Annotated in this window: 21 protein-coding genes; 11 read left to right on the top strand and 10 right to left on the bottom strand. The window is 61.1% G+C overall.

Annotation, left to right across the window (positions count from 1 at the left end; translation table 11 throughout):
- Window positions 1–40: 40 nt before the first annotated feature.
- Genes IFJ82_RS02130 through IFJ82_RS02115 form a run of 4 tightly spaced genes read left to right on the top strand, consistent with a single transcriptional unit; the run spans window position 41 to window position 5,342 of the window.
- Complete coding sequence (locus IFJ82_RS02130) at window positions 41–256, top strand: zinc-finger domain-containing protein (RefSeq protein ID WP_062809584.1); 216 nt, start codon at window positions 41–43, stop codon at window positions 254–256.
- A 15-nt stretch (window positions 257–271) separates the two neighbouring features.
- On the top strand, window positions 272–3,058 hold the full coding sequence (gene polA / locus IFJ82_RS02125; protein ID WP_192265456.1) for a DNA polymerase I: 2,787 nt from the start codon (window positions 272–274) through the stop codon (window positions 3,056–3,058).
- Window positions 3,058–3,678: an SCO family protein gene (locus IFJ82_RS02120; RefSeq protein WP_192265455.1), complete on the top strand. Its 621-nt coding sequence runs from the start codon at window positions 3,058–3,060 to the stop codon at window positions 3,676–3,678. The genes polA and IFJ82_RS02120 overlap by 1 nt, the downstream gene beginning before the upstream one ends.
- Complete coding sequence (locus IFJ82_RS02115; protein ID WP_192265453.1) at window positions 3,675–5,342, top strand: ABC transporter substrate-binding protein; 1,668 nt, start codon at window positions 3,675–3,677, stop codon at window positions 5,340–5,342. The genes IFJ82_RS02120 and IFJ82_RS02115 overlap by 4 nt, the downstream gene beginning before the upstream one ends.
- A gap of 542 nt (window positions 5,343–5,884) precedes the next feature.
- On the opposite strand, the gene IFJ82_RS02110 is transcribed toward IFJ82_RS02115, so the two are convergent.
- Both IFJ82_RS02110 and IFJ82_RS02105 read right to left on the bottom strand, forming a co-directional pair.
- Window positions 5,885–6,334 carry a DUF2501 domain-containing protein gene (locus tag IFJ82_RS02110; protein ID WP_062810045.1) on the bottom strand — a complete coding sequence of 150 codons (450 nt, stop codon included), beginning with the start codon at window positions 6,332–6,334 and terminating at the stop codon, window positions 5,885–5,887.
- A 322-nt stretch (window positions 6,335–6,656) separates the two neighbouring features.
- Complete coding sequence (locus tag IFJ82_RS02105; protein ID WP_225578737.1) at window positions 6,657–8,855, bottom strand: putative bifunctional diguanylate cyclase/phosphodiesterase; 2,199 nt, start codon at window positions 8,853–8,855, stop codon at window positions 6,657–6,659.
- A gap of 300 nt (window positions 8,856–9,155) precedes the next feature.
- Here IFJ82_RS02105 and IFJ82_RS02100 point away from each other — a divergent pair, with 300 nt between their 5' ends.
- Entirely contained in the window at window positions 9,156–10,892 is a 1,737-nt protein-coding gene (locus IFJ82_RS02100) for an ABC transporter ATP-binding protein/permease (RefSeq protein ID WP_192266271.1), read from the top strand.
- Between the two features lie 359 nt (window positions 10,893–11,251).
- Here IFJ82_RS02100 and IFJ82_RS02095 read toward each other — a convergent pair whose 3' ends face one another.
- Entirely contained in the window at window positions 11,252–12,208 is a 957-nt protein-coding gene (locus IFJ82_RS02095; protein WP_192265450.1) for a DMT family transporter, read from the bottom strand.
- Between the two features lie 112 nt (window positions 12,209–12,320).
- On the opposite strand from IFJ82_RS02095, the gene IFJ82_RS02090 reads away from it, so the two are divergent.
- Window positions 12,321–12,788: an Lrp/AsnC family transcriptional regulator gene (locus IFJ82_RS02090; protein WP_192265449.1), complete on the top strand. Its 468-nt coding sequence runs from the start codon at window positions 12,321–12,323 to the stop codon at window positions 12,786–12,788.
- Between the two features lie 110 nt (window positions 12,789–12,898).
- Window positions 12,899–13,807, top strand: coding sequence for an ion channel (locus IFJ82_RS02085; protein WP_192265448.1), 909 nt, complete (start codon window positions 12,899–12,901; stop codon window positions 13,805–13,807).
- Window positions 13,808–13,893: 86 nt separating this feature from the next.
- Here the strand turns inward: IFJ82_RS02085 and IFJ82_RS02080 are convergent, their stop codons facing one another.
- The gene (locus tag IFJ82_RS02080) at window positions 13,894–15,360 is read right to left on the bottom strand and encodes a cryptochrome/photolyase family protein (RefSeq protein ID WP_192266269.1); all 1,467 of its coding nucleotides are present in this window, start codon (window positions 15,358–15,360) and stop codon (window positions 13,894–13,896) included.
- 177 nt (window positions 15,361–15,537) lie between these two features.
- On the opposite strand from IFJ82_RS02080, the gene IFJ82_RS02075 reads away from it, so the two are divergent.
- Complete coding sequence (locus IFJ82_RS02075) at window positions 15,538–15,885, top strand: DUF3147 family protein (protein ID WP_003621414.1); 348 nt, start codon at window positions 15,538–15,540, stop codon at window positions 15,883–15,885.
- A 148-nt stretch (window positions 15,886–16,033) separates the two neighbouring features.
- Here IFJ82_RS02075 and IFJ82_RS02070 read toward each other — a convergent pair whose 3' ends face one another.
- Window positions 16,034–16,288, bottom strand: a complete 255-nt coding sequence (locus IFJ82_RS02070; RefSeq protein WP_192265447.1) for a hypothetical protein — start codon at window positions 16,286–16,288, stop codon at window positions 16,034–16,036.
- Window positions 16,289–16,318: 30 nt separating this feature from the next.
- Between IFJ82_RS02070 and IFJ82_RS02065 the strand changes: the two genes are divergently transcribed.
- From IFJ82_RS02065 to IFJ82_RS02055, 3 genes are all read left to right on the top strand, one after another.
- Window positions 16,319–17,074, top strand: a complete 756-nt coding sequence (locus IFJ82_RS02065; protein WP_192265446.1) for an SDR family NAD(P)-dependent oxidoreductase — start codon at window positions 16,319–16,321, stop codon at window positions 17,072–17,074.
- 58 nt (window positions 17,075–17,132) lie between these two features.
- Entirely contained in the window at window positions 17,133–17,468 is a 336-nt protein-coding gene (locus tag IFJ82_RS02060; RefSeq protein WP_003621412.1) for an antibiotic biosynthesis monooxygenase family protein, read from the top strand.
- Window positions 17,469–17,610: 142 nt separating this feature from the next.
- Window positions 17,611–18,819 carry an SMP-30/gluconolactonase/LRE family protein gene (locus tag IFJ82_RS02055; RefSeq protein ID WP_192266267.1) on the top strand — a complete coding sequence of 403 codons (1,209 nt, stop codon included), beginning with the start codon at window positions 17,611–17,613 and terminating at the stop codon, window positions 18,817–18,819.
- A 373-nt stretch (window positions 18,820–19,192) separates the two neighbouring features.
- Here IFJ82_RS02055 and fumC read toward each other — a convergent pair whose 3' ends face one another.
- The 5 genes from fumC to IFJ82_RS02030 all read right to left on the bottom strand — a co-directional run bounded on the left by fumC (window position 19,193) and on the right by IFJ82_RS02030 (window position 26,066).
- Window positions 19,193–20,641, bottom strand: a complete 1,449-nt coding sequence (fumC, locus tag IFJ82_RS02050; RefSeq protein ID WP_003621410.1) for a class II fumarate hydratase — start codon at window positions 20,639–20,641, stop codon at window positions 19,193–19,195.
- Window positions 20,642–20,747: 106 nt separating this feature from the next.
- A complete protein-coding gene (locus tag IFJ82_RS02045) occupies window positions 20,748–23,144 on the bottom strand; it encodes a TonB-dependent receptor (protein WP_192265445.1) in 2,397 nt (798 codons plus the stop codon).
- Window positions 23,145–23,917: 773 nt separating this feature from the next.
- Window positions 23,918–24,952 carry a type IV secretion system protein VirB10 gene (gene virB10 / locus IFJ82_RS02040; RefSeq protein ID WP_192265443.1) on the bottom strand — a complete coding sequence of 345 codons (1,035 nt, stop codon included), beginning with the start codon at window positions 24,950–24,952 and terminating at the stop codon, window positions 23,918–23,920.
- Window positions 24,949–25,863, bottom strand: coding sequence for a TrbG/VirB9 family P-type conjugative transfer protein (locus IFJ82_RS02035; protein ID WP_141312824.1), 915 nt, complete (start codon window positions 25,861–25,863; stop codon window positions 24,949–24,951). Before IFJ82_RS02035 ends, virB10 begins: the two co-directional genes overlap by 4 nt.
- Window positions 25,863–26,066 (bottom strand): hypothetical protein, encoded by a 204-nt coding sequence (locus IFJ82_RS02030; protein ID WP_192265441.1) that lies wholly within the window; start codon window positions 26,064–26,066, stop codon window positions 25,863–25,865. Before IFJ82_RS02030 ends, IFJ82_RS02035 begins: the two co-directional genes overlap by 1 nt.
- Between the last annotated feature and the right edge of the window lie 56 nt (window positions 26,067–26,122).

Genomic DNA, 26,122 nt, shown 5'->3' with positions numbered 1-26,122 from the left:
TCGCACTCCATGCCGGACAACAAGCCCGAGGTTCACCGAAATGCAAGCCCTGACCAAAAACCCGACGCCACGCCCCGTACTTGGCCTGATCGAAACCATCGTGGTCGATTCGCGCGTCCTGTCATGCGACGGCGGCCTTGGCGCGCTGGGCCACCCGCGCGTTTTCCTGCGCATCGCGGACCACCAGACCTTCTGCCCCTACTGCTCACGCCTGTTCGTGCTCAACCCCGAGGCAACGCCCGGCGACGCGCACTGAAAACCCCAGATCCCGATGCACACTGACGCGCAGGTCCGCCTGATCCTTGTGGATGGTTCCGGTTTCATTTTCCGTGCCTTCCACGCCTTGCCCCCCATGACCAGCCCGGACGGAACGCCCGTCAATGCGGTATTCGGGTTCACCAACATGCTCGCACGGCTGCTGCGCGAACATGCGGGAACGCATCTGGCGGTTATCTTCGACGCGGGACGCCACACGTTCCGCAACGACCTGTATGACCAGTACAAGGCCCATCGCCCCGAACCGCCCGAAGACCTGCGCCCGCAATTCGCGCTGGTGCGTGATGCGACGGCGGCCTTCAGCGTACCCGCGATCGAGGAGGCAGGCTGGGAAGCCGATGACCTGATCGCGGCCTATGCGCGCAAGGCGACGGATGTGGGGGGCACCTGCACCATCATCTCCTCTGACAAGGACCTGATGCAGCTAGTGCGTCCGGGCGTGTCGATGATGGATCCGATCAAGCAGAAACCCATTGGCGAGGCCGAGGTGATGGCCAAGTTCGGCGTCGCCCCGGCACAGGTCATCGACGTGCAGGCCCTGATTGGCGACCCGGTGGACAACGTGCCCGGCGTGCCGGGAATCGGGCCGAAGACGGCGGCCGCGCTGATGGAGGAATATGGCTCGCTCGACGCCATCCTTGCGGGTGCCGCGCGGATGAAGCCGTCAAAACGGCGTGACAACCTGATCGCGCACGCGGACATGGCGCGCCTGTCACGCCAGCTTGTCACCCTGCGCGAGGACGCGCCCTGCCCCGTGTCGCTCGCCTCCCTCGCCTGCTGCGACGTGGACGAGGCGCGACTCGGCCCCTGGCTGGAGGCGATGGGCTTTCGCTCCCTTCTGCAGCGCATCGGCCTGAAATCCATGGGGGCGGAGCGGCGCGGAACCCCGTTCATTCCCCCCGCCCCCCCGCCGCTTGCGGATGATGCCGCCCACACCGCAGGCACCGTGCCCGATGCGCCGTACGGGACGTATGACACCATCACCGACGCCGACACGCTGCGCGCATGGGTGGCACAGGCGCGGGACGCGGGCGTATGTGCGGTGGATACGGAAACCGATGGGCTCGACCCGCTGCGCGCGGGACTGGTGGGGATTTCGCTGGCGACCGGGCCGGGCCGCGCGTGCTACATCCCGCTGGCGCATGAAGGCGACCTGATGGACAGCGCCTCTGTAACGCAGATGGATGCCGCCATCGCGCTGGAATGCCTGTCGGACCTGCTGGTGGACCCGTCGGTGCTCAAGGTGTTCCAGAACGCCAAGTTCGACCTTGAGGTACTGGTGCGCGCGGGCGCGCCACAGCCCACGCCCATCGACGATACGATGCTGATTTCCTATGCGCAGTTCGCGGGCAAGCATACGCAGGGCATGGACGAACTGTCGCGGGTGTATCTGGGCCATACGCCCATCCCCTATGACGAGGTGACGGGCACCGGGCGCAACCGCATTCCCTTCGCCCGGGTGGACATCGCGCGCGCCACCACCTACGCCGCCGAGGATGCGGACGTGACGCTGCGCCTGTGGCATGTGCTGCGCCCGCTGCTGCGCCCCAACCAGGCGCTTGCGCTGTATGAGGAGCTGGAACGCCCACTGGTTGCGATCCTGGCGGACATGGAGCGCATGGGCATCGCGGTCGATGCGCACGACCTGCGGGCCATGTCGGTCGAATTCGCAGGGCGCATGGCCATGATCGAGGCACGTATCCATACCCTTGCGGGGCGGGAGTTCAATGTCGGCTCGCCCAAGCAACTGGGCGAGATCCTGTTCGACGAAATGGGCCTGACCGGGGGCAAGCGCATGAAGTCCGGCGCATGGGGGACGGATTCGTCCGTGTTGCAGGACCTTGCGGACAAGGGGCATGACCTTCCGGCCGAGGTGCTGGCATGGCGGCAGCTCGCCAAGCTCAAGAGCACCTATGCCGATGCGCTGGTCAACCAGGTCGATCCCGCGACGGGGCGGGTCCACACCTCATTCCAGATGGCGGTGACGACCACGGGGCGGCTGTCGTCGAACGATCCCAACCTGCAGAACATCCCCGTGCGCACAGAAGAGGGCGGGCGCATCCGCCGCGCCTTCATCGCGCCTGCGGGACAGGTTCTGCTGTCGGCGGATTATTCACAGATCGAACTGCGGCTGCTGGCGCATGTGGCGGACATTCCCGCGCTGAAGGAAGCCTTTGCGCTGGGGCAGGATATCCATGCCCGCACCGCGTCCGAAGTGTTCGGCATCCCGATCGAGGGGATGGACCCGCTGACGCGCCGTCGCGCCAAGGCGATCAATTTCGGCATCATATACGGCATCAGCGCCTTTGGCCTCAGCCGGCAGCTTGGCATCGCACCGGGGGAGGCAAAAGGATATATCGACGCATATTTCACGCGCTATCCCGGCATCCGCGATTATATGGAGCGCACGCGTGAAGAGGCCCGCGCCAACGGATATGTCGTCACCCCCTTCGGGCGGCGCTGCTGGGTGCCGGAAATCAACGGGCGCAACGCCGCACGCCGCAATTACGCCGAACGCCAGGCCATCAACGCCCCGCTCCAGGGGGGGGCGGCGGACATCATAAAACGCGCGATGGTGCAGATTCCTCACGCAATGCGTGATGCGGGGCTTGACGGACGCATGCTGCTTCAGGTCCATGACGAACTTCTGTTCGAGGTGCGGCACGAAGAGGCGGACCGTCTCGCCGCCCTTGTAAAGCAGGTCATGGAATCCGCAGCGACCCTTTCCGTGCCGCTGGTGGTGGAAACCGGGACCGGAACGAATTGGGCGGACGCACACTGATGCTGAGTAAACGCGACAGGTTTATCCTTATCGTCACGCTGGTGATCGTGGTGGTTTCAACACTGGCGGGGTATGTGGGCTACCGCATCTTTGACCGGATGCTCCCGCCGCTGACGACCTATGGCAATGAGGTGGGCGGTTCCTTCCGCCTGATTAACGGGGCCGACGGGTCGGTGCTCGACAGTGATTTCCGCGGGCGGTGGATGCTGGTCTATTTCGGCTCCACCCACTGTCCCGATACGGTCTGCGGCGCGACGATGGCGTCCATGGCCAAGGCGATGGACATCCTTGGCCCGGCAAAGGCGCACCATGTCGCGCCGATCTTCATTTCGCTTGACCCGATGCGCGACACATCGGACGTGCTGCGCACCTATACGCTGCGTTTTGGCCCGCGCCTGTTCAGCATGACAGGATCGCCCAAGATGATCGAGGCCGTGGCCCGTGAATATCATGCCCCCTATGTCCGGCAGCCGCTGGAAGGTGGGGATTACATGATGGAACCGGCATCACAGATCGTCATCATGTCCCCGACCGAGCGGTATTCCGGCACGATCCCCACAACCGCCACGGGACAGGAAATCGCCGACCGGATCGAGCAGTTGATGGCGAACGGTAAATGAAGCTGCCCGGATCGTGCCTGGCGCTGGCCATCGCGGGCATGGCCTGCCTGCACGGCGCGGGGACGGCACATGCGGCGGACCACCGGGGCGGGACGCTGCGGCTGACGGCGCGTGCCTCTGCCGGGACGCTGGACCCGCAGATCGACTATGCCTCCATGTATATGCAGCTTTTCAATGTCGTCTATGACGGGCTGCTGAACTTTCGCAAGGCACAGGGACCGGCGGGAAGCGAACTGGTTCCCGACCTTGCCGAATCCCTGCCCGATACGCCCGATGGGGGGCGGACCTGGATCTTTACCCTGCGTCGGGGCATCCATTTTTCCGATGGGCGCGAGGTCGGGCTTGATGACGTGGTGGCGTCGCTGCGGCGGATCTTCATCGTCGGCAGCCCGACCGCGGGTTCGTTTTATGGTGGTATCCTGGGCGCGGATGACTGTATGCGCGATGTTGCGCGCTGCACCCTGGCCGATGGGGTGCAGACCGACCTCGCGACACGGCGCATCACTATCCGCCTGAAGGAACCGGATGCGGAATTCCCGCAAAAGATCGCCTTTCCCCACGCCTCCATCCTGCCTGCGGACACGCCGTTGCATGATGTGGGCAATACCCCCATCCCCGGCACGGGGCCGTATCATATCGTCGCCTATGACCCGCAGCAGCATATGCGACTGGAACGCAATCCCTATTTCCATTCATGGAACGATGCGGCACAGCCCGATGGGTATGTTGACGCCATTTCCTATGATTTCGGCCTGTCGGATGAAGATGCGGTCACGGCGGTGGAAAATGGCCAGTACGACTGGGCCTTTGGCAACAAGCCGCTGGACCGCCTGGGTGAACTTGGCGCGCGTTACACAGCACAGGTGCATGTACATCCGTTATTCGGGCTGTATTTCATGCCCCTGAATGTCAACCTGCCGCCATTCAACAACATCAAGGCCCGCCAGGCGGTCAATTACGCGCTGGACCGCCGCGCCATGACGATCCTGGCCGGTGGCGGCGCGCTGGGTGCGCCATTATGCACCATGGTACCACCCGGGTTGCTGCCCAATGACGGGCAATGCGCCTATACCCGCGATGCCTCCCCCGACCATCCCGCGCCCGCATGGCGTGGGGCCGACCTTGAACGCGCCCGACAACTGGTACGTGAAAGCGGCACGGCAGGGCAGGATGTCACGCTGGTGGTCGCGGCCAATGCGGTGGATATGAGCATGGGAACCTATGTGCGCGGAATGTTGCAGGCCATCGGCTACAACGCGCATGTACGCAGCGTGTCACAGACCATCCATTCGGGGTACATCGAAAACACCGACAACCATGTGCAGATCAGCCTGCGTGAATGGTACGCGGATTATCCCTCGCCCTCCAACTTCCTCGATACCCTGTTCGGGTGCGAGAATTTTCATCCCCATTCCGACAGTTCGATCAACATCCCCGGCTTTTGCAATACACAGGTGCAACAGGTGATGGATCGTGCCCGCGCAACCGTGGACCCACAGGCCGCGCAGGCATTGTGGATACAGGCCAATGACCTGATCACCCGCCAATCCCCAGGCGTGCCGGTCATCCATATGAATTATGTGGACCTGGTGTCCAAACGGCTTGGGAATTATTTCTATACCACACTGTACCACATGATTTTTTCACAGGTATGGGTGCAGTAAAGGCGCAGGCAGGGGGACACAGGTTTTCCCGCATACTGCGTGGAAATTCCCCATTGATAATAAGAGAGTGTTTGAAAACAACCCATTTATAAAAAACAGGAAAAGTTTCTGGGTGCTGCTTTTTTCAAAAAGGCGGCGTCTTTCGAAGCTTTTTAGAAAAATCTTCACCAAAAACCTTTATAATTTCAGGATGTTATTAAGACTCGCTTTTCAAACAGTCTCTAAGGCACATATCAGTTTTCAGATGTTGCTTTCTTAAAAGAACATCACAAAAAACTTTTATGGGATCATGGCTTTTCAAAAACGTTTTGAAAACATCCACCTGACAGGAAATGGAACAAACCTTCAGGCACCATCCCATGTTAGAAAAATACCCTGCCTCGCAAAGATTTCTGAAAATCTTTGTCAAAAGCTTTCATTTTTCAGTAGGGCGTTGATACAGGTTTTTAAACGTCCCCTTTAAAAACCTGAAACCCCCGAAAGACTTTATCCCTTACGCAACACGGGCGCATCCAGAAGGATACGCCCGCCAGACAGGACGATCAGAGCAGAGATTTCGCCCGTGCCTCGACCTTTGCGCAGGCTGCGCGACGGATATCGGTCGATGCATCTTCGAGCGATATCGGCGCCTTGCCACCAACCTTCAGCAGCCCGGTGGACCCATCGGCATAAGACATGTTGCCCTTGCTGTTGGACGGGACATCATTGGTCTTCTTGTTCAGGGCCGCAAGCACGGGCCATGCCTCGGACGCGGTCAGGTAGTTGGACTGAATGCAGTAGTTGAGAATACCGCCAAGATCGGCCGGCTTGGCCGAAGACACGGCCGACATCACCGTCTTTTCCGACAGCGATCCCATCTTGATCTGTTCAACCTGATTGGCAACGCCAGCACCCGTCGGCGGGGATGTTTCCGCATGCGCCAGCACGGGCGCGGCGGCAAGCAGGGTTGCAACGGCACCGACGGACAGGACGCGACCGAGACACGAGATCATTTTGTTCACCTTTATTCAATTATTGCGCGACCAGACGCAACGGCATGCGTGGCTGGCGTGTGTCAGTAGATGTCATGTTACCATGGGATGCCCGCCCCGGTCCCCTGCACCGCATATGCCAGACATTCGTCTTTTGGATATATGGCAGCAATGCCGTGGATGCAGGTCATAATCCGACACAGCATGAATGCGCAAAGTCATTCCCGCATCAAGGTTTTTTCAGACCATGACATGACAGGAAGTCAAAAAATATTTCGGATCAGGTATAATCGGACGCTGTCGGGCTCAAGATTATGTGACCCAATATTGCGGATACCGCGCCTCAGGCGCGGGGGGTACCCGCCTGCATCGCGTCGGCTTCACGCGCGCGTATCCATTTTTCCAGTTCGTCTGCGGGCAACGGACGCGCGAACAGGTACCCCTGCATCACGTCGCATTTCAGATCCTCCAGCAACTGACGCTGCTGCACGGTTTCCACACCTTCGGTCACAACGGTCATGCCAAGGCGGTTGCCAATGCCGATGACGGCGGTGGTCACGGCCTGCGCATTGGTGTCATGTTCGAAATCATTGATGAAACTGCGGTCGATCTTGATTTCCGTCAGCGGCAGGCGCGTCAGGCGCGACAGCGAGGAATAGCCCGTGCCAAAATCGTCCATCGACAGGCCCACCCCGATATTGCGGATGGCCTGCAACACGTCATGCGTGGCCTTGCCACTTTCCATCATGACATTTTCCGTGATTTCCACCGTCAGGCGGTCCGGCGTCAGGTCATAGGTGCGCAACAGGCCAGTGATATATTCCGGCACGCTGTGATCGCCGAAATGCGCGGCCGACAGGTTGACCGCAACGGTGGGCACATGGATGCCATCACGGTCCCACTGTCCCATCTGGCGGCAGGCTTCCTGCAGGGACCACCGGCCGATGGCCGCGATCTGTCCCGTTTCCTCCGCCACCGCGATGAAGCGCGAGGGGAAGATGTTGCCAAGATGCGGGTGATGCCACCGCGCCAGCGCCTCCACACCGTACAGCGTGCCCGTCATCGTGTCGATCTGGGGTTGGTAATGCAGGTGCAGCAGTCCCTTGGACACACTTTCATGCAGCGCACTGCCCAGCAGCAGGCGATCCTGCGCCAGGCGGTTCTTGCTTGAATCCGCGAATTTATAGGTACCGCGCCCTTCGTTCTTGGCCTGTTGAAGGGCGACATCGGCATGGCCAAGCAGGGATTCACCATCAGGCCCGTCATCGGGAAAACACGCGATCCCGATGGAAACCGACAGGGTGATGGCGCTGTCATTGATTTCGATGGGTTCGGCAATGGTGCGGATGATGCGCGTCGCCTGTTCCATCGCCACAGCGCGGGGGCAATGGGGCACCACGACGATGAATTCGTCACCACTGCTGCGGCTGATGATGAACCGCCCGGCCGACAGCTTTTGCAGGCGCTTTGCCACCTCACGCAGGAAGTTGTCGGCATGGACATGGCCAAGTGCGTTGTTGATGTCGCGGAAACTGTCGATATTAAGGACCATGACCGTGAACACGGCATCCTGCCGATCCGACGTCATCGTCTCAATATAACGGTTAAGCGACGAACGGTTCAGCAGCCCCGTCAGCGTGTCGCGTTCCGACAACTGGGCGATCCGCTGCCGCGCGGCATCGCGACCAAGCGCCAGGGTGCAGAACGGGGTTGCAGCCTGCATCACCGCCTGCGCCCATTCCTTCATCGCGGGATCACGCAGATAGATCGCAAGCACCCCCGCCGGCGTGCCATCATGGGTGGTGACGGGGGCCGCCACGCACATGACGAACCCGAACGCGCGCGCCAGCACCGCATGGCGCGTCCACGCCACATCCAGCGCGGCATCAGGATTGTCCCGCAGGGCCGCGATCTCCGCCGCGTCGGGCACGCATGTCGCAAGTGCATTGCGCATCCGGCGTGGCAGGGTGGTCGTGGCGGTCACATCCATCCGCCCGTCGCGCCCACCGGGATGCAACAGCACCACGCAGCAATCGGAAATCGTGTTTTCGATCCGGTGGCACAGGAATTGCCCGCTCTGGTCCAATGGCAGCTTTTCGGTCGTCAGGCTGCGCAGCAGGTCATTGCGAAGCTGAAGGATGCTTTCGGCAAGGCGTTCTTGCGTCACATCGGTCATGATACCCATGTAAAAGACGCCCGGCACGCCCGGACGCACCACCTGTGACAACGACAGCCGCCCACGCCGCGCTTCCCCACTGGCGGTCACGAATTCCACATCGCGGGTGGTGCCGACATTATGGTGGCTCCCGTCCTCGCGATGGCGGGCGATGAAGCTGTCATGGTCCGCGCGATAGGCCACCGGCACGAGGCAACGGACATTGCGGCCTATCACCTCCTCGCGCGAAAGACCCCACAGTCTCTGTGCGGCATCATTGTAGAAAACGATATCGTTACGGTCGTTTATCAGTACCACCGCCTCGGGGACATGCTGAAGCGCGAGGTCGGAAAACTGCAGGTCCGGAGAATGCGTATAGGTTGTCATATCGTCGTTTTTCTTCTGCCATCCGCTGCCGGCGCGGGGATGTCCGGGCCAGAAACGGCCATGACCTCCCCGCTTTGCGACATTACCGGCACTTGGGGCCAGCGATACGTGCATGTGCGCCGCACAGGGTCATTCAACCGGTTCTCCCTAACCGTTTATCCCCTTGGCGGGGTTCATACAAGAATGCAACACCACCCCCATGCCGCGTGCGTGACGGAGATTGAGTCCCGCCCCGCTTCGTGACACACACGAAGGCAGGGGCGGCATTCACGCCTGCTCCCGTCGCGCGGACCCTGAATGATGCAGCATTTACGCCTCGTGCTCAAAGATGTCTGGTACCTGACACGTCCCTATTTCATGTCGGAGGAACGCGGCCGTGCATGGGCGCTGCTGATTGGCGTACTGGCGCTGACATTCTCCCTGGTGGGAATCGACCTGGTACAGTCGTTCGCGCGCAACGTCTATTACACCGCGTTGCAACAGCGCGACGTCAAGACCTTCCTGCGTGGCCTGTTCTGGTATGTGCGCGGCGAAAGCGGCAACATCATTCCCGGCTTTTTCCCCATCGCCACGCCCGCGCTGGTGATCGGGGTCTACCTGCCCTATCTGCAACAGATGCTGCAACTGCGCTGGCGGCGGTGGCTGACGCGGCGGATGACGGCGCAATGGCTGGAAAACCAGACCTATTACCGCATCGCCCTTGTCACATCCGGGCTGGAGGCAGGGGCCGACAACCCGGATCAGCGCATACAGGAGGATATCAACAGCTTCGTCACCGATACCCTGACGCAGTTCGTCAACCTTGTGACCAATATCGTCACGCTGTTCAGCTATGCCGGGCTGCTGTGGGCGCTGTCGGGGCCGCTGGTGGTGCTGGGGATCACAATCCCGGGCTATTTCTTCTGGGCGGCGCTGCTGTATTCGATCTTCGCCACATGGATCACGCATCTGGTGGGGCACCGGCTGGCGGGGTTGCAGTTCTTTCAGCAACGCGCGGAAGCCGACCTGCGGTACGGGTTGGTGCATGTACGCGACAATGCCGAAGGGATCGCCCTGTATGGTGGCGAAACAGAGGAGAAGGCCGGGCTGGAGCATGCATTTTCCTCCGTCTATGACAACTTCCTCGCCATCATGCGGCGCACGCGGGGGCTGGGACTTCTGACGACGGGGCTGGAGGTGGTATCAGGCAATTTCGCGCTGCTTGTCGGCTCTATCCGCTATTTCGCCAACAAGATGACGTTCGGCACGCTGATGCAGATGGTCATGGCGTTTTCACGCGTGCAGGGGGCGATGGGGTGGTTCTCCACCTCCTATGCCTCGCTTGCCACATGGCATGCGGAGGTCGCGCGACTTGCCACGTTCCAGCGCGTCATGGATCGCGCACATGCGATGGAGGGGGAATGCCGCATCACCCCAGTCGCCGCCGGGGCGGACATGGTGGTGCGTGACCTGACGGTCCTGCGCCCTGATGGCACGACCATGCTGGACCATGTGTCGATGACATTGCGCCACGGGGCGATGACGGTCATTTCCGCACCATCGGGCACGGGCAAATCGACCCTGTTCCGGGTCCTGGCGGGGATCTGGCCCTTTGCCCGGGGTGAAATCGAACGTCCCGACACCGCGATGATGTTCGTGCCGCAACGGCCCTACCTGCCGGTGGGCAGCCTGCGCCGGGCCGTGTGCTACCCCATGGCCGACACGCAGGTGTCCGATACAGCCGTGCGCGCAGCACTTGCGGCGGTGGGGCTGGCGCAGCTTGAGGCGCTGCTGGATGAGGAAGCCCCCTGGGCGCAGACGCTTTCCCCCGGGGAGCAGCAACGCCTGGCGTTTGCACGGATTCTGGTGGCGCGTCCGGCGTGGGTCTTCCTCGACGAATCGACCTCCAGCCTCGATACAGTGGCAGAGGGCATGCTCTATACGGTGCTGCGCCGGGAATGCCCCGATATCACCCTCGTTTCCATTACCCATCGCACCACCTTGCTGGAGGCGCATGACACCTGCATCACCCTTCACCGCGCGGGGGAGGCCGCCTAGGCGCGATATCAGGGGAGGTGGAAAAACAAGGGGAAATAACCTGCTGGGGCCATAAAAGATTGTTTGAAAACACATCATTGATAAAAAATCATAAAAGTTTTTGGGTGCCACCCTTTTTCCAAAAAGGCGGCGTCTTCTGAAGCTTTTTAGAAAAAGCTTCACCAAAAACTTTTATAATTTCAGGATGTTATCGAGCCTGATTTTTCAAACAGGCGGCAAGGGCTTCACCAGCGCCTTGATGGTCGCGACGGGTTATAAGGGTGGCTTGCGCAAAACATCACGAAAACCACCCCCGAAATTTTTCGTCATTTCCCCAATGCAACAGGGGGGAAAGTGTACTTTTGGGTACATCAATCCCCCTATTGCGCGGCAGTATCCGGTACGCACGTATCACACATGGCCGCCGGCCTGCGTCCGGTGCGCAACAGGTCATCCGCGCTGACCAGTACGATACCCCCCATGATCATGACCGCACCGCAGATGAAGGCGGTATCCAGATGTTCCCCCAGCACCGTCATGCCGAACACCGTCCCGAACACGGGCGCCAGAAAGGAAATCACCCCAAGACGTGACGCAAGATACACCCGCAACAGCGAAAACCATGCAAGGTAGCTGGCGAAAGACACGATCACACTTTGGTACAGCAGCCCCGCCGTCAGCACCGGCGTCCACGTGACCCGTACTTCCCCCAATGCCACCGCCGCCCCACAGGCCAGCACGAACCCACCCACAAGCTGATAGAGCAACGTGACCGAGGCCGGGGCACGCGACAGGGCGGAAACCCGCACGACCGTCGTGGTCGCGCCACTTGCCGCGCCCGCCGCAATGCCCAGAAGATCGCCCAGCCATGTCATGCTTCCCGCCGAGGCCGCCCCCCGGCCCGCGAATGTCGCAACCACCCCGGCAAAGGCCAGTCCGATGCCACACCATTGCAACGGGGCAAGGCGTTCCTCCGGCAGGCTGACCCCAAGGCCGAACGCCGCAAAGATGGGCGCGGTATAAAGAAAAATTGCGATGTGCGAGGCCGTGGTAAAACGCAGCCCCTCCCCCACCAGCACGAATTCCGCCCCGAACAGCACCCCCGCCAGGATGCCGCCGCGCAATGTCCAGCCCGCCAGGGCGCGATGCTCACGCCGGTACAGCACCACCAGCGCGACAAGCGCTGCGGCCACACCCGAACGCACCCCCACCTGCAATAATGGCGCCATGGAGGACGCCGCCAGTTTTATAATGACCTGCTGCGTGCCCCAGATCGCGCACATCACGACCATGCAGGCCGTGGCCCGCGCGTCAACGGGTCTGCGTTCGTTGCCCATGACCTGCCCTGTGTTTCATGTGTCCAAAGAAATAACTTGAGCATGATGGGAAGTGTGCTCTTTTTTAAGGGTATATGTGCAATTTTCGCTCATGAAACCAAAGGAAAGAGCAATGTCCGCTCACAAGCTGGACCAGCATGACCTGGCCATCGTGCGCCTGTTGCAAGAAGACGCGGGCCAGCCACAGCGCGAAATCGCGCGGCGGGTCAACCTGTCGGCCCCTGCCGTGCAGCGCCGCATCGCCCGCATGCAAAAAGAGGGCGTCATCCGCCGGACCGTCGCCATCGTGGATCAGGCCGCCGTGGGCTTTCCCATCACCGTGCTGGTGGATGTCACGCTGACGGACGACCGCTCGGCCACGGTATCGGCCATAAAGTCGTTCTTTCGCGACGCGCCCGAAGTACAGCAATGTTACTGCGTCACCGGGACGGCGGGGTTCATCCTGATCCTGCTTGTCCCGTCGATGGAGGATTATGAACAGCGTACTGCCCGGCTGCTGGCGGATAATGAACTGGTGCGGTCCTATCGCACCGTCGTTGTGCTGGACCGCGTCAAGACCGGCACCGGCGTACCGCTATAGCCCAGGCTGTCACGCAGGTTTTGCATGGGACACCGGCAGGGAGGCTAACTGGCACGTCGTCATAAGCCATGACACACTCTGTCACGTTCGTGCCACGGTGAAACCTTTCCATGACCCAGACCGCCCCCATCACCCCCGCAACCGCCATCCGCCATCCCCACGTGCTGGAGGACAAGGGACACGACACCATTGTGCGCGTGGGACAGGCGGACCGCATCTGGTCCGACTTCTATCACCATGCGCTGACGGCACGGTGGAGCCATTTCCTCTATCTCTCCATCACATTCTATGTCGCGATCAACGTGGTCTTCGCACTGGCGTACATGGTCGTGGGATCACAGGTTTCGGGCGCACGGCAGGGGGATTTCCTCGATTACTTCTTTTTCAGCGTCCAGACCCTGTCCACCGTGGGATATGGGGTCATGGCCCCGGTGGGGCGCGTGGCGAACCTGCTTGCGACGACAGAGGTACTGGGCGGCATGATGATCAACGCCGTGGCGACGGGCCTTGTCTTTGCCCGGTTTTCACGACCACGCGCGCGCATCATGTTCAGCAAGCGCGCCGTCATCTTAAAGGACAACGCCGTCCCCCGCCTGGACGTGCGTGTCGCCAACTGCCGCCGCAGCCCGATCCTGAGCGCGGATATCGAATTTTCGCTTGCGCGCCTGATTGCGCAACCCGACGGCCATGTGACGCGGGAATTCGACTCCCTTCCCCTGCGGCAATCACATATTCCGGTCCTGCGCTTTGCGTGCCTGCCGGTTCATGTCATCGACGAAAGCAGCCCCCTGCACGGTGTCACGCTGGAGATGCTCAAGGCGGAGGAGGCGGAAATCATCGTCACCATCACCGGTACGGACGAAGCCTCCGGGCAATCGGTATTCGCCCGCACGGCGTACGGGTTTGACCGGATGCTGTATGACCACCATTTCGTGGACATCATCAATACCAATCCCGATGGCAGCATCACCGTCGATTATACCCGCTTCGACGAACTGGAAAAATGCTCCCGCCCCTGATTCCCCCTACCCCCTGACCATCCCGCCTGAAGGCCATAGTCACAGGCGGGAAATCTCATGATGGATCTTCTTTCCAACAGGTTGTTTCAGGCGTCCTCGTGCGGTGCATCCGACAGGCCCTTCCACGCGGCAAGCGCACGGGCGCGACCGCCCTGCAGGTCAACGATGGGGGACGGGTACGCCACACGCGCCCGGATCGCGGGGTCGCATGTCCATGGGGCATGCACGCATGATGTCGGCACACCCGCCAGTTCGGGCACCCAACGCCGCACATATGTCCCGTCCGGGTCGAACCTGCGCGCCTGCAATACCGGGTTGAACACACGGAAATAAGGGGCGGCATCCACACCGCACCCCGCCACCCATTGCCAGTTAATGACATTACTTGCGATATCGGCATCCACCAGCGTGTCGCGAAACCATGCCTCCCCCATGCGCCAGTCGCACAGCAAGTGCTTCGTCAGGAAGGACGCGACAATCATCCGCACCCGGTTATGCATCCACCCGGTGCGCCATAACTGCCGCATGCCCGCATCCACGATGGGATAACCCGTGCGCCCCTGCTGCCACGCGCACAGGTCACGGGCATCATTGCGCCATGGCATCGCATCGAATTCCGTACGGAAATTGCACGATACCAGTTCAGGCTGCGCATAGAGGAGAGATACCGCGAAGTCGCGCCATCCCAGTTCCGACAGAAACTTCTCCAGGTCCTGTTCCCCCATTCCGCCTGCGGCACCGCCACGCACGGCGGCGACGGCCGCGTGCCATGCCTGCCGGGGGGAGATGTGGCCAAACCGCAGGTCCGGCGACAGTCGCGACGTTGCAGGCAGGTCGGGCCGGTCGCGCGCGTCGGCATATCCGCCAAGCCCGCCATCGACAAAGTGGTGCAGCCGGTCGCGTGCCTGTGCCTCGCCCGGTTGCCAGGCCGCACGCAGTCCCCCGGCCCAGTCGGGCGAGACCGGCACGAGGCGCAGCGCATCAATCCCCACACAACACCCCTCCCACGCGCCGGGGGACACCGCAGCATGGACATGCCCCGGCGCAGGCAACGGCGGCAGCGGTTCACCCGACGCCCGCGCGGCACGCCACCATGCGGTAAAGACGCGAAACGCATCGCCCGCGCGGGTGCGCACGGTCCATGGTTCATACAACACGCCTGCGGCAAAGCTGTGTGCGATGACGCCTGCATGCTTCAACGTCGCCTTGATGGCGGTATCGGTTTCACGGCCCAGGGGATCATACCGGCGGTTCCACACGACCTCTGCCGCGCCTGCCTGCGCCACCATGCGCGGCACCAGCGCAAGCGCATCGCCACACGCAACATGCAGTACCGCCCCCATTCGCGCCAGATCCGCATGCAGTGCCCGCAACCCGCCATCAAGCCACCATTGCGCGGCCGCCCCCAACGCATGTTCGCGCGCATGTTGCGGATCATGCACAAAAAGACACAGCACCGGCCGCCCCGATGCCACGGCATGCGACAGTGCCGGATTGTCCGACAACCGCAGGTCATTACGGAACCAGACAATGACCGGCGCATCGGCCGGCATGTCGGCAGAGGGCGCATCATCGACAGAAGGCATGGCGGTGGCGACAGGACGGCGGGGTGTGGAGGAGGGGGACATGTCCGTTCCGGCAATGATGGCAGGGCCTGCCGGTGTGCTATACCCTTGCGAACCGTGGCAAGTGAAACCTGCCCCCTTCATCTGGATGACCGGCACACCCCCATGTTCTTCATCTTCAAAACCGCCCTGTCAGGGCTGATTATCGCGCTGGTCTCCACCATCGCGCGCCGCTATCCCGCGCTGGGTGCGCTGGTTGCGTCCCTGCCGCTGATTTCAGTGTTCGGGATGCTGTGGCTGTGGGCGGAAACGAAAGACCCGGCACGCATGGAAACCCATGTGGAGGCAACATTCTGGTATGTCATTCCGTCGCTGCCGATGTTCCTGCTGATCCCCTGCCTGATGCGCCATGGGGTCGGTTTTTATGTCGCACTTCTGGCGGGATGCGTGCTGACGGCCGCACTCTACCTCTGCGTGACATGGTGTGCCGCACGCATGGGCGTAAATCTGTAAGAGAGTGTTTGAAAACAGGTCCTTGATAAAAAACAGGAAAAGTTTTCGGGTGCCGTCTTTTTTCAGAAAGGCGGCGTCTTATAAAGCTTTTTAGAAAAAGCTTCACCAAAAACCTTTATAATTTCAGTGTGTTATCTAGCCTGACTTTTTAAACAGTCTCTAGGCATGAGGCATGGATCACCATATGGGCGGGAATTGTAAAAGGTCGGGGACATTCCCGAACAGTCGCCACCCATTCCCCTTCGGACGGGGCCTTCACATCCGGCGGCCATGACAGGACCGGCATGACCGCCACCCCACATGCCGCGGCTGTAATACCGGGGCACCATCGCCGCGCGGAGGAAGGTGGGATGCAACCTTCGCCCTTGCGCGGCGTGGTCATTGACGCAACCGTATGCGCCATACGACAGACCGACGCATCAGGGAGACGCGCATGACCACCACCGACACCACCGCCCCACGGGCCGTCATCGTAACGGGCGGCAGCCGTGGCATCGGCCATGCGATCTGCCGTCTGCTGGCGCGCCATGACTATCCCGTGGCGATCAATTACAGCCACACCGCCGCCCCGGCGGAGGAACTGGCGGCAGACATCCGCGCGGAGGGTGGCCATGCGGTGGCGATCGCCGCGAATGTGGCCGACCCGGCGCAGATCACCACCCTGTTCGATCAGGCCACACGCGCACTCGGCCCGCTGGGCGGACTGGTGAACAATGCGGGCGTTACGGGAACAAAGGTCCGCGTGGATGAACAGACGGCCCAAACGCTGGATGCGCTGTTCGATATCAACGTGCGTGGCAGCATGCTGGCGGCGGGTGAGGCGGTGCGCCGCATGTCCACCCGTCATGGCGGACAGGGGGGCAGCATCGTCAACCTGTCCTCCGTCGCGGCGCGCCTGGGTGGGTTGCCGGGACTGGTGCCCTATGCCGCGACCAAGGCCGCGATCGAAACCTTCACACGCGGGCTGGCGAACGAGGTCGCGCGTGAGGGCGTGCGCGTCAACGCCGTCGCGCCTGGCCTGACGGCCACCGACATGGTTCCCCCGGAAACCGAGGCCCTGGTGGACAGGGTCGTGCCAATGGGCCGCACCGGCCATCCCGACGAAATCGCACAGGCGGTCCTGTTCCTGCTGTCCCCGGCCTCTTCCTATATGACCGGCAGCATCATGACAGTTTCCGGCGGTCGCTGAAGACAGTACCGCCCATTACCCATATCCGCACCCATATCCACAAAGGAAACCGCACCGCATGTATATCGCCATGAACCGATTCCGCATTCCCCCCGAAAACGAGGACGCCTTTCGCGATCGCTGGCTGGGGCGTGAGGTCCACCTTCATACCGTGCCCGGCTTCATCAGCTTTCAATTGCTGGCCGGTCCACGCAGCGACGAATGCATCCTGTATGCTTCGCACACCGTATGGCAATCGCATGCCGCGTTCGAGAACTGGACCCGGTCAGAGGAATTCCGCGCCGCCCATGCCAGCGCAGGCACGAAAAAGCCGCTGATGATCGGCCCGCCCGTCTTCGAAGGGTTCGAGGTGGTGCAGAACATCATCGCCCGCATGCCCGATACCGAGGGCTGACCCATCCCGGGCATGCCCCCTCCCGCGTCACGTTTGCGCGTGGAACGGGGGGTGTCACATTCCCATGCCGACACGCATCCTTTATGGTTTCGCCCTGTCGCGGGACCATAGGTTCCGCCCCCACGGACATACAGGTGCCCCCATGCCGCCAGCCCGCCTTTCCCGCCGTGGCCTTATCCTTGGGGGTGCCATGGGGATGGCGGGGGCCGCCATGGCACGGGTTCGCATGGCGGCGGCCGACGCGCCCGCATCCCTGCTGGCACACCCGCCAAGCGTGGTGACGGACCCGCCGCGGCAATGGGGGCCACAGGCCCCGCCCCCCTACCTGCCGGACCCGGACATCATTGCCATTGACCCGTCATTTTCCAACCTTGCCTATGGCAACGCCAACATCCGTCTGGCATGGCGGGGCGGTGACTGGCTGGAGGGACCGGCATGGAGTACGCAGGGACGCTTCTTACTGCTTAGCGATACGATCCGCGCGCAACAGTACCGTTACCTGTGGGAAACGGGAACGGTTTCGGTCTTTCGTGATCAGTCCTATAACAGCAATGGCAACACATTCGATGCCGAAGGACGCCTGATCAGTTGCGAACATGGCATGCGCCGTGTCGTGCGCTGGGAACATGATGGATCATGCCGTGTGCTGGCAGACCGTTATCAGGGGGCACCGCTTAATTCCCCCAACGACGTGGTGGTTCACCCCGATGGTGGCATCTGGTTTACCGATCCCGGATATGGCGACACCATCGTGGAGGGACACCCCGACGCACCGGGCGGCAGGGCCAACCGCATGGGCCGCGAACTCTGGACCAAGGACGGGGAGATCGTAGCCCGGTTCGCGGGACATGCCCGGCAGGACGACCATGTCTTTCGCATCGACCCACGCACCGGCGACGTGCGCGCCGTCCTGACGCAACAGCAGCTTGCCAGTCCGAACGGACTGTGCTTTTCCCCCGACGGCACGATCCTCTATGTGATCTCCAGCGGTGCGGGACCGGGACAGAATGGCCCCGGCGGGGACCAGCGCATCCATGCCTATGACCTGATGGACGGGGCGGCACGTAACGGCCGGGTATTCGCGGACATGATGCTTGACGGGCACCAGTTGGGACCAGATGGCATGCGCGCGGATATCTTTGGCAATTTATGGTGCGGCGCAGGCGGGCCACTCGGCCTGTGCGGGGTTGTGGTCTATAACCCCGCCGGGCACATGATCGGCCGGTTGCGGCTGCCGCGTGGGGTGTCGAACCTGACCTTTGGCGGGCCAAAGCGCGACACCCTGTTCATGTGCGCCGCCGATGCACTGTTCACACTGGTGGTCAATACGCAGGGCGCGGGCCTGTCCTGACCTCCTGATCCATCTGTTTCCAAAAGGCTGCGCTTTTTGACGCGGGGACACGGCAAAGCCCCTGGCATGCCGCACACCCAACGCAAAAACGCCCAGATGCCGCACGGACCCGCCAAGGATCACGCCCCATGCCTCCTGATACATTTAGAGACTGTTTGAAAAGTCAGGCTCGATAACACCCTGAAATTATAAAGGTTTTTGGTGAAGCTTTTTCCAAAAAGCTTCAGAAGACGCCGCCTTTTTCGATCAAAAGGCAGCACCCAAAAACTTTTCCTGTTTTTTATCAATGACCTGTTTTCAAACACTCTCTTATAAAGTCACGGTTCCCAAAGGATACGCCCTTTGGGGGGCTACAGCCTTTGGCCTTCTTCCCTTATGCCCCGCCAACCCCATGCCCAACCATCGCCATCGGGTTGACCAGGCGATCGAACGTCGCCCCATCCACCAATCCCGACGCCAGCGCCGCTTCACGCAGGGTGATGTCCTGTTCCATCGCCCGGTGCGCAATGGCCGAGGCATTGTCATAGCCGATTTCAGGACTCAGCGCCGTCACCAGCATGACCGATCCTTCGACATACTGCCGGATGCGCTTGAGGTTCAGGCGCGTCCCCTCCACCGAGAACACGCGGAAATTGTGACACCCATCGGCAAGGATGCGGATCGCATGGATGACATTCGCGACGATCACCGGACGCATCACATTCAGATCCAGTTGCCCCTGGCTTCCGGCAAAGGCGACGGTGGCGTCATTGCCCATGACCTGCGTACAGATCATCACCATGGCCTCGCACTGGGTTGGGTTAACCTTGCCGGGCATGATGGACGAACCCGGTTCGTTTTCCGGCAGGTGCAGTTCACCCAGACCACAGCGCGGGCCGGAACCAAGCCAGCGCATGTCATTGGCGATCTTCATCAGCGACACGGCCACCCCACGCAGCGCGGCAGAAACACGCACCATGGCGTCCAGCCCGCCAAGGGCTGCGAACTTGTTGGGGGCGGTGACGAACTCCCGTCCCGTCAGGGCCGCGATCCGCTGTGCGATGGCATGGCTGAATCCCGCCGGTGCGTTCAGGCCGGTGCCAACCGCAGTCCCGCCAGCCGCAAGCTGCAGCACGCCGCCACGCGCGGCCTTCACCGCATCAAGCGCGTCCTCCAACTGGCACGCCCAGCCGGACCATTCCTGCCCCACCGTCAACGGCACCGCATCCTGCAGGTGCGTGCGCCCGATCTTGACCACGTCATGCCATTCCTCGGCCTTGGCGCGCAGGGCAAGGATCAGTTCCTCCACACGCGGCATCAGGCGGTCATCGATTTCAAGCAAGGTGGCGACATGCATGGCGGTGGGAAAGGAATCGTTGCTCGACTGCCCCATATTCACGTCATCATTGGGATGGACCGGGGATTTGGACCCCAGAACACCCCCCAGAAGCTGGATCGCACGATTGGCGATCACCTCGTTAACGTTCATGTTGGTCTGCGTGCCGGACCCGGTCTGCCATACGAACAGGGGGAATTCGGCATCCAGCGCGCCCCCTGCAACCTCGTCCGCGGCACGGCAGATGGCGTCAGCCTTCCATTGTACAAGGCGACCATCAGCGGCGTTGACCTGGGCGGCCGCCTTCTTGACGATGCCATAGGCGTGGCACACCTCGATCGGCATGTGATCGCGGCCGATGGAAAAATGCACAAGGCTGCGCTGTGTCTGGGCGCCCCAGTAATGGTCGGCGGGGACATCGATATCGCCCATCGAATCACGTTCGCGGCGCAGGCCGGTGGCCGTGATGCCAATGGGGCAGTCGGTCAGTTTCGGCGGCTGGGTCATGGATGGCGTTCCTTCCTGTGGTTTTCAGGAAATATGGGAACACCTGACGCCCAATACGCCCCCACGCACCATCACAAGCAGGTGCGCGGGGAAAAGATACAGTGGATCAGAAATCCGCCTCCAGCGTGAAGTGATAGGCACGCGGCATGCCGGCATAGGCCGCACTGGTGCCTGCGGCCGTGACCGACGTGCCTTCGGCCGTGCCGTTATAGACCGAGGACCAGTAACGTTCGTTTGCAACATTGGTTACACCAAAACGCGCCATCCACGGATGCCTGCCGGCGCGGAACGGATATCGCACCCCCATGTCCAGCGTGACATAGGACCCGGCAAAGGTGGAGTTATAGACATCCGCCGCACGGCGGCCCGTGTAATGGACATTGGCATTGACCGCCAGCCCGTTAAGGGCAAAGCCCTGTGCAAAGGGCACGCGATAATCCAGCAGCACGTTGGCCTGCAACGGGGCGACGCCCACCGCCTGTTTATTGGAGGTCGCGGCCGTGCCGGTATTGAGCACCTGCGCATCGATCCATGTCATGCCGCCGATCACCGACAGGCGGGGCGTGATATGTCCCATGGCCTGGAATTCAACGCCATAGTTACGCTGCGTGCCGTAATTGCCATAAATATCGGTCTTGGGGTCAATGAAGGAATAGCTGCGGGTCGCACGGAAACCTGCAATATTGAACTGCATGTTGCGATACATGTATTTATAGCCGACCTCGAACTCCTCGCTGCGGACGGGGGCGGTATATTCGTTATTGTTCAGCGCGCCCGCCGAAACCGATGAACCCGCCTGCAACGAACGGCCATAGGTGAAATAGGCCGTCTGGTTGTCGGTCGGCTTGTACACCAGGCTGGCCGTCGGGCTGAACGCCGCATCCACGTCGGGCATATGCTTTGTCGCGCCCTTGGACAGATGCGTGGTCGTGACGGAATAACCTTCGATCTCCGAAATGGTCGGTTTCCCCGCCACCGTCCCGGTCGATTCCGCGTCAAGCCAGCTCCACGCCAGCGTACCGCTTGCGGACCAGTGCCGGTTGAAATGCAGCGTATCGCCCAGGATCATCGACTGGTAACGCACATATTGCGATTCATATTTGCCATGGTAATAGGGCTGCGGCACATCCTTGCCCACCGGGTTATAGAGCGAGGCGGACTTGATGTCCGTATAGCTCTGCCCACTCAGCGGGTTATAGCCCCCTTCCATATAACCATTGGTGCCGATCACCAGGTCATGCGTAATGAAACCGGTATGCACACGCCCGTTGATATAGGCCATGTTACTGCCGACCTTGAAATCATTGACTGTGGTGGCCGCGGACATCGTCTGTTTGTAATCACCCCTGTTGTTAATCAGGGTATCTGCCGCTTCGAATACCTGACGGCCGGAATCCTGATACAGGCCACCGATGACAAAGCTCCAGTTATCATTGATCCGGTGCTTTACCTTTGCCAGGAAGACGTTGTTTTCGGAATTGAAACCCGCATTGTCCTGCCCCATATGCGGCTTGCCCAGGTCGGGGGCCGTCGGCAGGTGATATCCGGCCAGGTTGATGCCCGCAGGCATGCCACGTTCATCGAACGTGTAATGGCTGGCGTCGAGTTCAATGACAGTGTCACGGTCTACATGGATATCGAAATCCGCACTGACCATGTTACGGCGCACCCAACTGTCCTGCACATAGGACGTACCGTCACCATGCAGCAGGTTGATGCGATAACCCAGCCAGCCATGTTTGCCCACGCGCCCTGACGAATCGACATTTTCCATCAGCGTGCCAATGGAATCCACGCCCACCGCCAGGCGGTTGATCCGTTCGTCCGTCGGGCGTTTCAGGCCATATTCGAACGTCCCGGCCGGGTTCTGCGGCCCATACAGCGCACCCGCAAGGCCATTGAGAACCTGCACGTTATCGAACTGTTCGGCAGCATACGGGGTGACGGTAAAGGCGTTCAGGCCATCAATGCGGCTGTTGGAAATGACGTCCGCCTCGAACCCGCGCGATTGCGGGCGGCTGGTGCCCGGATCGCCGCGTGTTTCCAACTGGACCGATGGCATATACTGCATCAGGTCGTTGACGTTACGCGCCTGCTGGTTGACGATCACGTCATGCGGGACGGTCATGATCGACATCGGCGTATCAAGCGTACGCCGCGTGCCCAGGGGGCCGAGGTTCGCCATCTTCTTGTTATAATCAGCGGCGGCGCCGGATGCCATGCGCCGATGCCCGATCACGGTCATGTCCTCTGCATTGGTGGAGGCGACGGCATTGCGCGTGGCACTGTCACCGGCGGGCAGTGCCGGCGTGGCCTGCGACGTCATTGCCGGCGTCGCGGTGCGCTGCGGGGCCGGGAGGACACGCGTCGGGGCCGGTCCCTTTGACAGGGGCTGCGCGACGGAGGCGGCGATGGCGGGCCGGGCCAGGGGCGCCAGACCCAGTGACGTCAGGCCGAACCCCGCCGAAACAACATAAACCACCGTCTCTTTGACCGCGCGCATTCGGCTACCTTTTGAAAGAATTATGATTGAAAGATATCCCGGCGTATATAATCGCGGTCACGATATGTCTATATTCGTTCGTATATGTACGACATTTTTTTGTGAAGCATTCTGGTGTCCGCCCTCTGGCATGAAAATAAATTCCATAGCCACACCAAACGTTTCTTCCTATTGTTCGGCATTACATCCAACAGGCGGCGCAAGCGCCCACTGTTGCAGTAAAGACACATGATATTCTGGATTTTATATCATCCAGCACTTCTGCAACATCCGGGGCAGGGCCGGTTCGCGTAATATCAGGGGCATCTTTGCACAGCCCACCATGCCCCATGACCAAACATAACATGGTCCCGTGATGTCCCCATCAGTGCATGACGGTGGCGAACAGTCTTCATTACTTTGCGAATGCAAACCATTTTCATGTCATACACCTGTCGCAATATCCCGTATGGGCATGATACAGGGGACAGAGACGGCCAATGCAACCCGGCCACCGGTATGCCATGGACGATGGTCCAGAACTGCATTTAATAAGTTCAGGATTTGTTATCCAATGAAATCATGATATTTTATATAATAATTTTAGGGAAAATGCTTATAATTTATAGTAAATTTTAATATTTTACTCTTAATTACGTAATATACCATCTCTCAAAGCTTTTTGAAAAAAGCTTTACCAAAAACTTTTATTATTTCAGTGCAGCACTGGTGTACATTTTTAAACGGTTCCGATGGTTATGCGGGAGGGTGTTTTTTACAACAGTCTGCCGGCCTTATTGCACCGACAAGGCATAGACATTGGTGAAATCAAGGTCGCGGGCGACATAGATCCCCACCGCATTGCCCTGCGGCACACGCAGCGTGGGCGGCACGTTCGCGGTCTGGGCCAGGATGACCTTCTCCACCTCGTCAGAAACGGTGGGGGTGGTGGAACTGGTGGAAATGCTGGTCGTACCGGGTTTGGAGGCAAGGTTGGTAATGGCCTGCACCATCAACTGCCCCACATCGGTGATGACCGATACCATGATCGCATCGCCAAAACGCGCCCAGAAATGCCTGTTGACCTTGCCCGTCACACCACTGCTGCCCAACGGGGTGGTGCCGGGGCTGGCCAGGTCGATGCTGACGCCGTCGGGATTGCGCAGGCGCAGCCAGTTGATGAAGATCCGGCTCTGTCCATATTGCAGCGCCGAGGCGACCTCCCCCTGCACCATCGCCCCCTTGTCCACCAGACGCACTTTGCCATTCACGGAATATACGTCGTGGCTGACACGGCATGTCACCAGTCCGGGCAGGGTCGTGTCGATTTCAGCAAGGGTCCCGCATGGGATCAGTGTCCCCTTGCTGATCGTCAGGTTCTGGTCGCGCATCATGGTGGCCATGGCGACAGGCGTGACCTCCGGCTGAAGGCGCGAGGTCAGAAGGTTCTTGTCCGCTGCGGCGGGGGTGGCGGCAGCGGGTGTGGTGGGCGTGGCGCTTGTGGTCGTGCCCGTGCCAGTGCCAGTGCCCGGCGCCGATGGCTGTTGCGCGAAATCATGGCCCAGACGCCGCTTCATCGCCGCATCCACCACCGGGTCCGCCGACAGTGCCGGGTCAGGGGTGGCCGGGGATGCGGGCGGGGTCGCCACCGCGCACGATGTCTGTCCCTGCGCATCAATGACAAAGGTGCTGCCGGGACATTTCAGGGTGATCCGCCCGCCATCATCCGCGCCGCGCGCGCACCCTGCCCACATGACACCACCCGCCATCATGCCCGCCACCAGGACACTCAGCACAGCGACATGATGGCGCGCCGCGGGGCCGGTCATTGCGCCACGCTCCGCGCCACCCGGCGCACGCCCGGTGCAATGGTCGCGCCTGACCCGCCGATGACCGACGGGTTATAGCCGTCATTGACGATCCCCACCACAAGGGAACCATATCGCACCCGCCATTGGCGCGCCGTCATCTGTGCGGCGAGGATATTGTGATTTTCACCCAGCACGACCGCATTGACCACGGATTCCTGCCCGCTTTCATTCATGACGAACAATGTCGGCAACACCCCGTTTTCGGCAAAGCGGAAATAGGTGAAACGATAATCGTCCCAGACATTGAGCGGGGCAATCACCTGATCCGCTGCGGTGGTGGAGCGACGGTATGACAGGTTGCGCGTGGTGGCGGCATACGGGTTCGACAGGGCGTCACGCACGCGGCTGTCCTGCGCCGCCCCGGCCTGCCTGCGCGCCGTATCGTCGGGATAGGTATAGGTCAGTTCCACCGTGGCCTGCCCCAGCGCCCATGGCGTCGGCGCGAAGGCGACATGCACCTTGCCATCCGCGCCCTTTTGCTGCGTCCCACCCACATAACGCAGCAAGATGTGATAGACGCGCCGGTCGGTCACGATGGTCAGGTTGGTGTCGCTTTCCTGCGCCTTGGGCCGGATGAAGTAATGATTGTCCTTATAGGCGAAGGCCCAGCCCCCTTCCTCGCCAAAGGCATGGGTCACGTAATGCTCCCCGGGGGAGACGGTGATATGCGTCGCGATCCCGGCGACACCGTCAATCTCCACCGTATCGAGGGGATTATAGACAGCGGACTTGATACGATAATCATAAGGGGAGGACGTCTTGCGTTCCGTCGCGCGGGCATCGCCCCCCCACAACGCGACCAACACCATCCCCCCCGCCACGCACTGCCGTGGACGCACGGACGCCCGCGCCAGCATGCCCCCCCTCACTATTGCGTTCCGGTGGTGGACAGGGTTGCGCCATGCCCCATCAGTTCAGGCGGCAGGGTCTGGTTGACCGCGACAAGGTGTTTCATGTTCGGCTCCGGCGGGACATGCATGGAGGCGCACCCGCACAGGACAGCCGCCGCCCCCCACAGGCAGGGCATCGCGCCCATCCATGACCGGTACCAACCCCGTGTTGCGCGCCTCATTCAGGCGATGGTCCCGCATATCCTGTCATGCCGGTTCCCATCCCCCACTTGCATCT

The sequence above is a fragment of the Novacetimonas hansenii genome (genome assembly GCF_014843995.1).
Lineage (GTDB): Bacteria > Pseudomonadota > Alphaproteobacteria > Acetobacterales > Acetobacteraceae > Novacetimonas > Novacetimonas hansenii.
The sequence above is the reverse complement of the archived record's forward strand: the minus strand, read 5'-3'. Positions and strand labels throughout refer to the sequence as shown.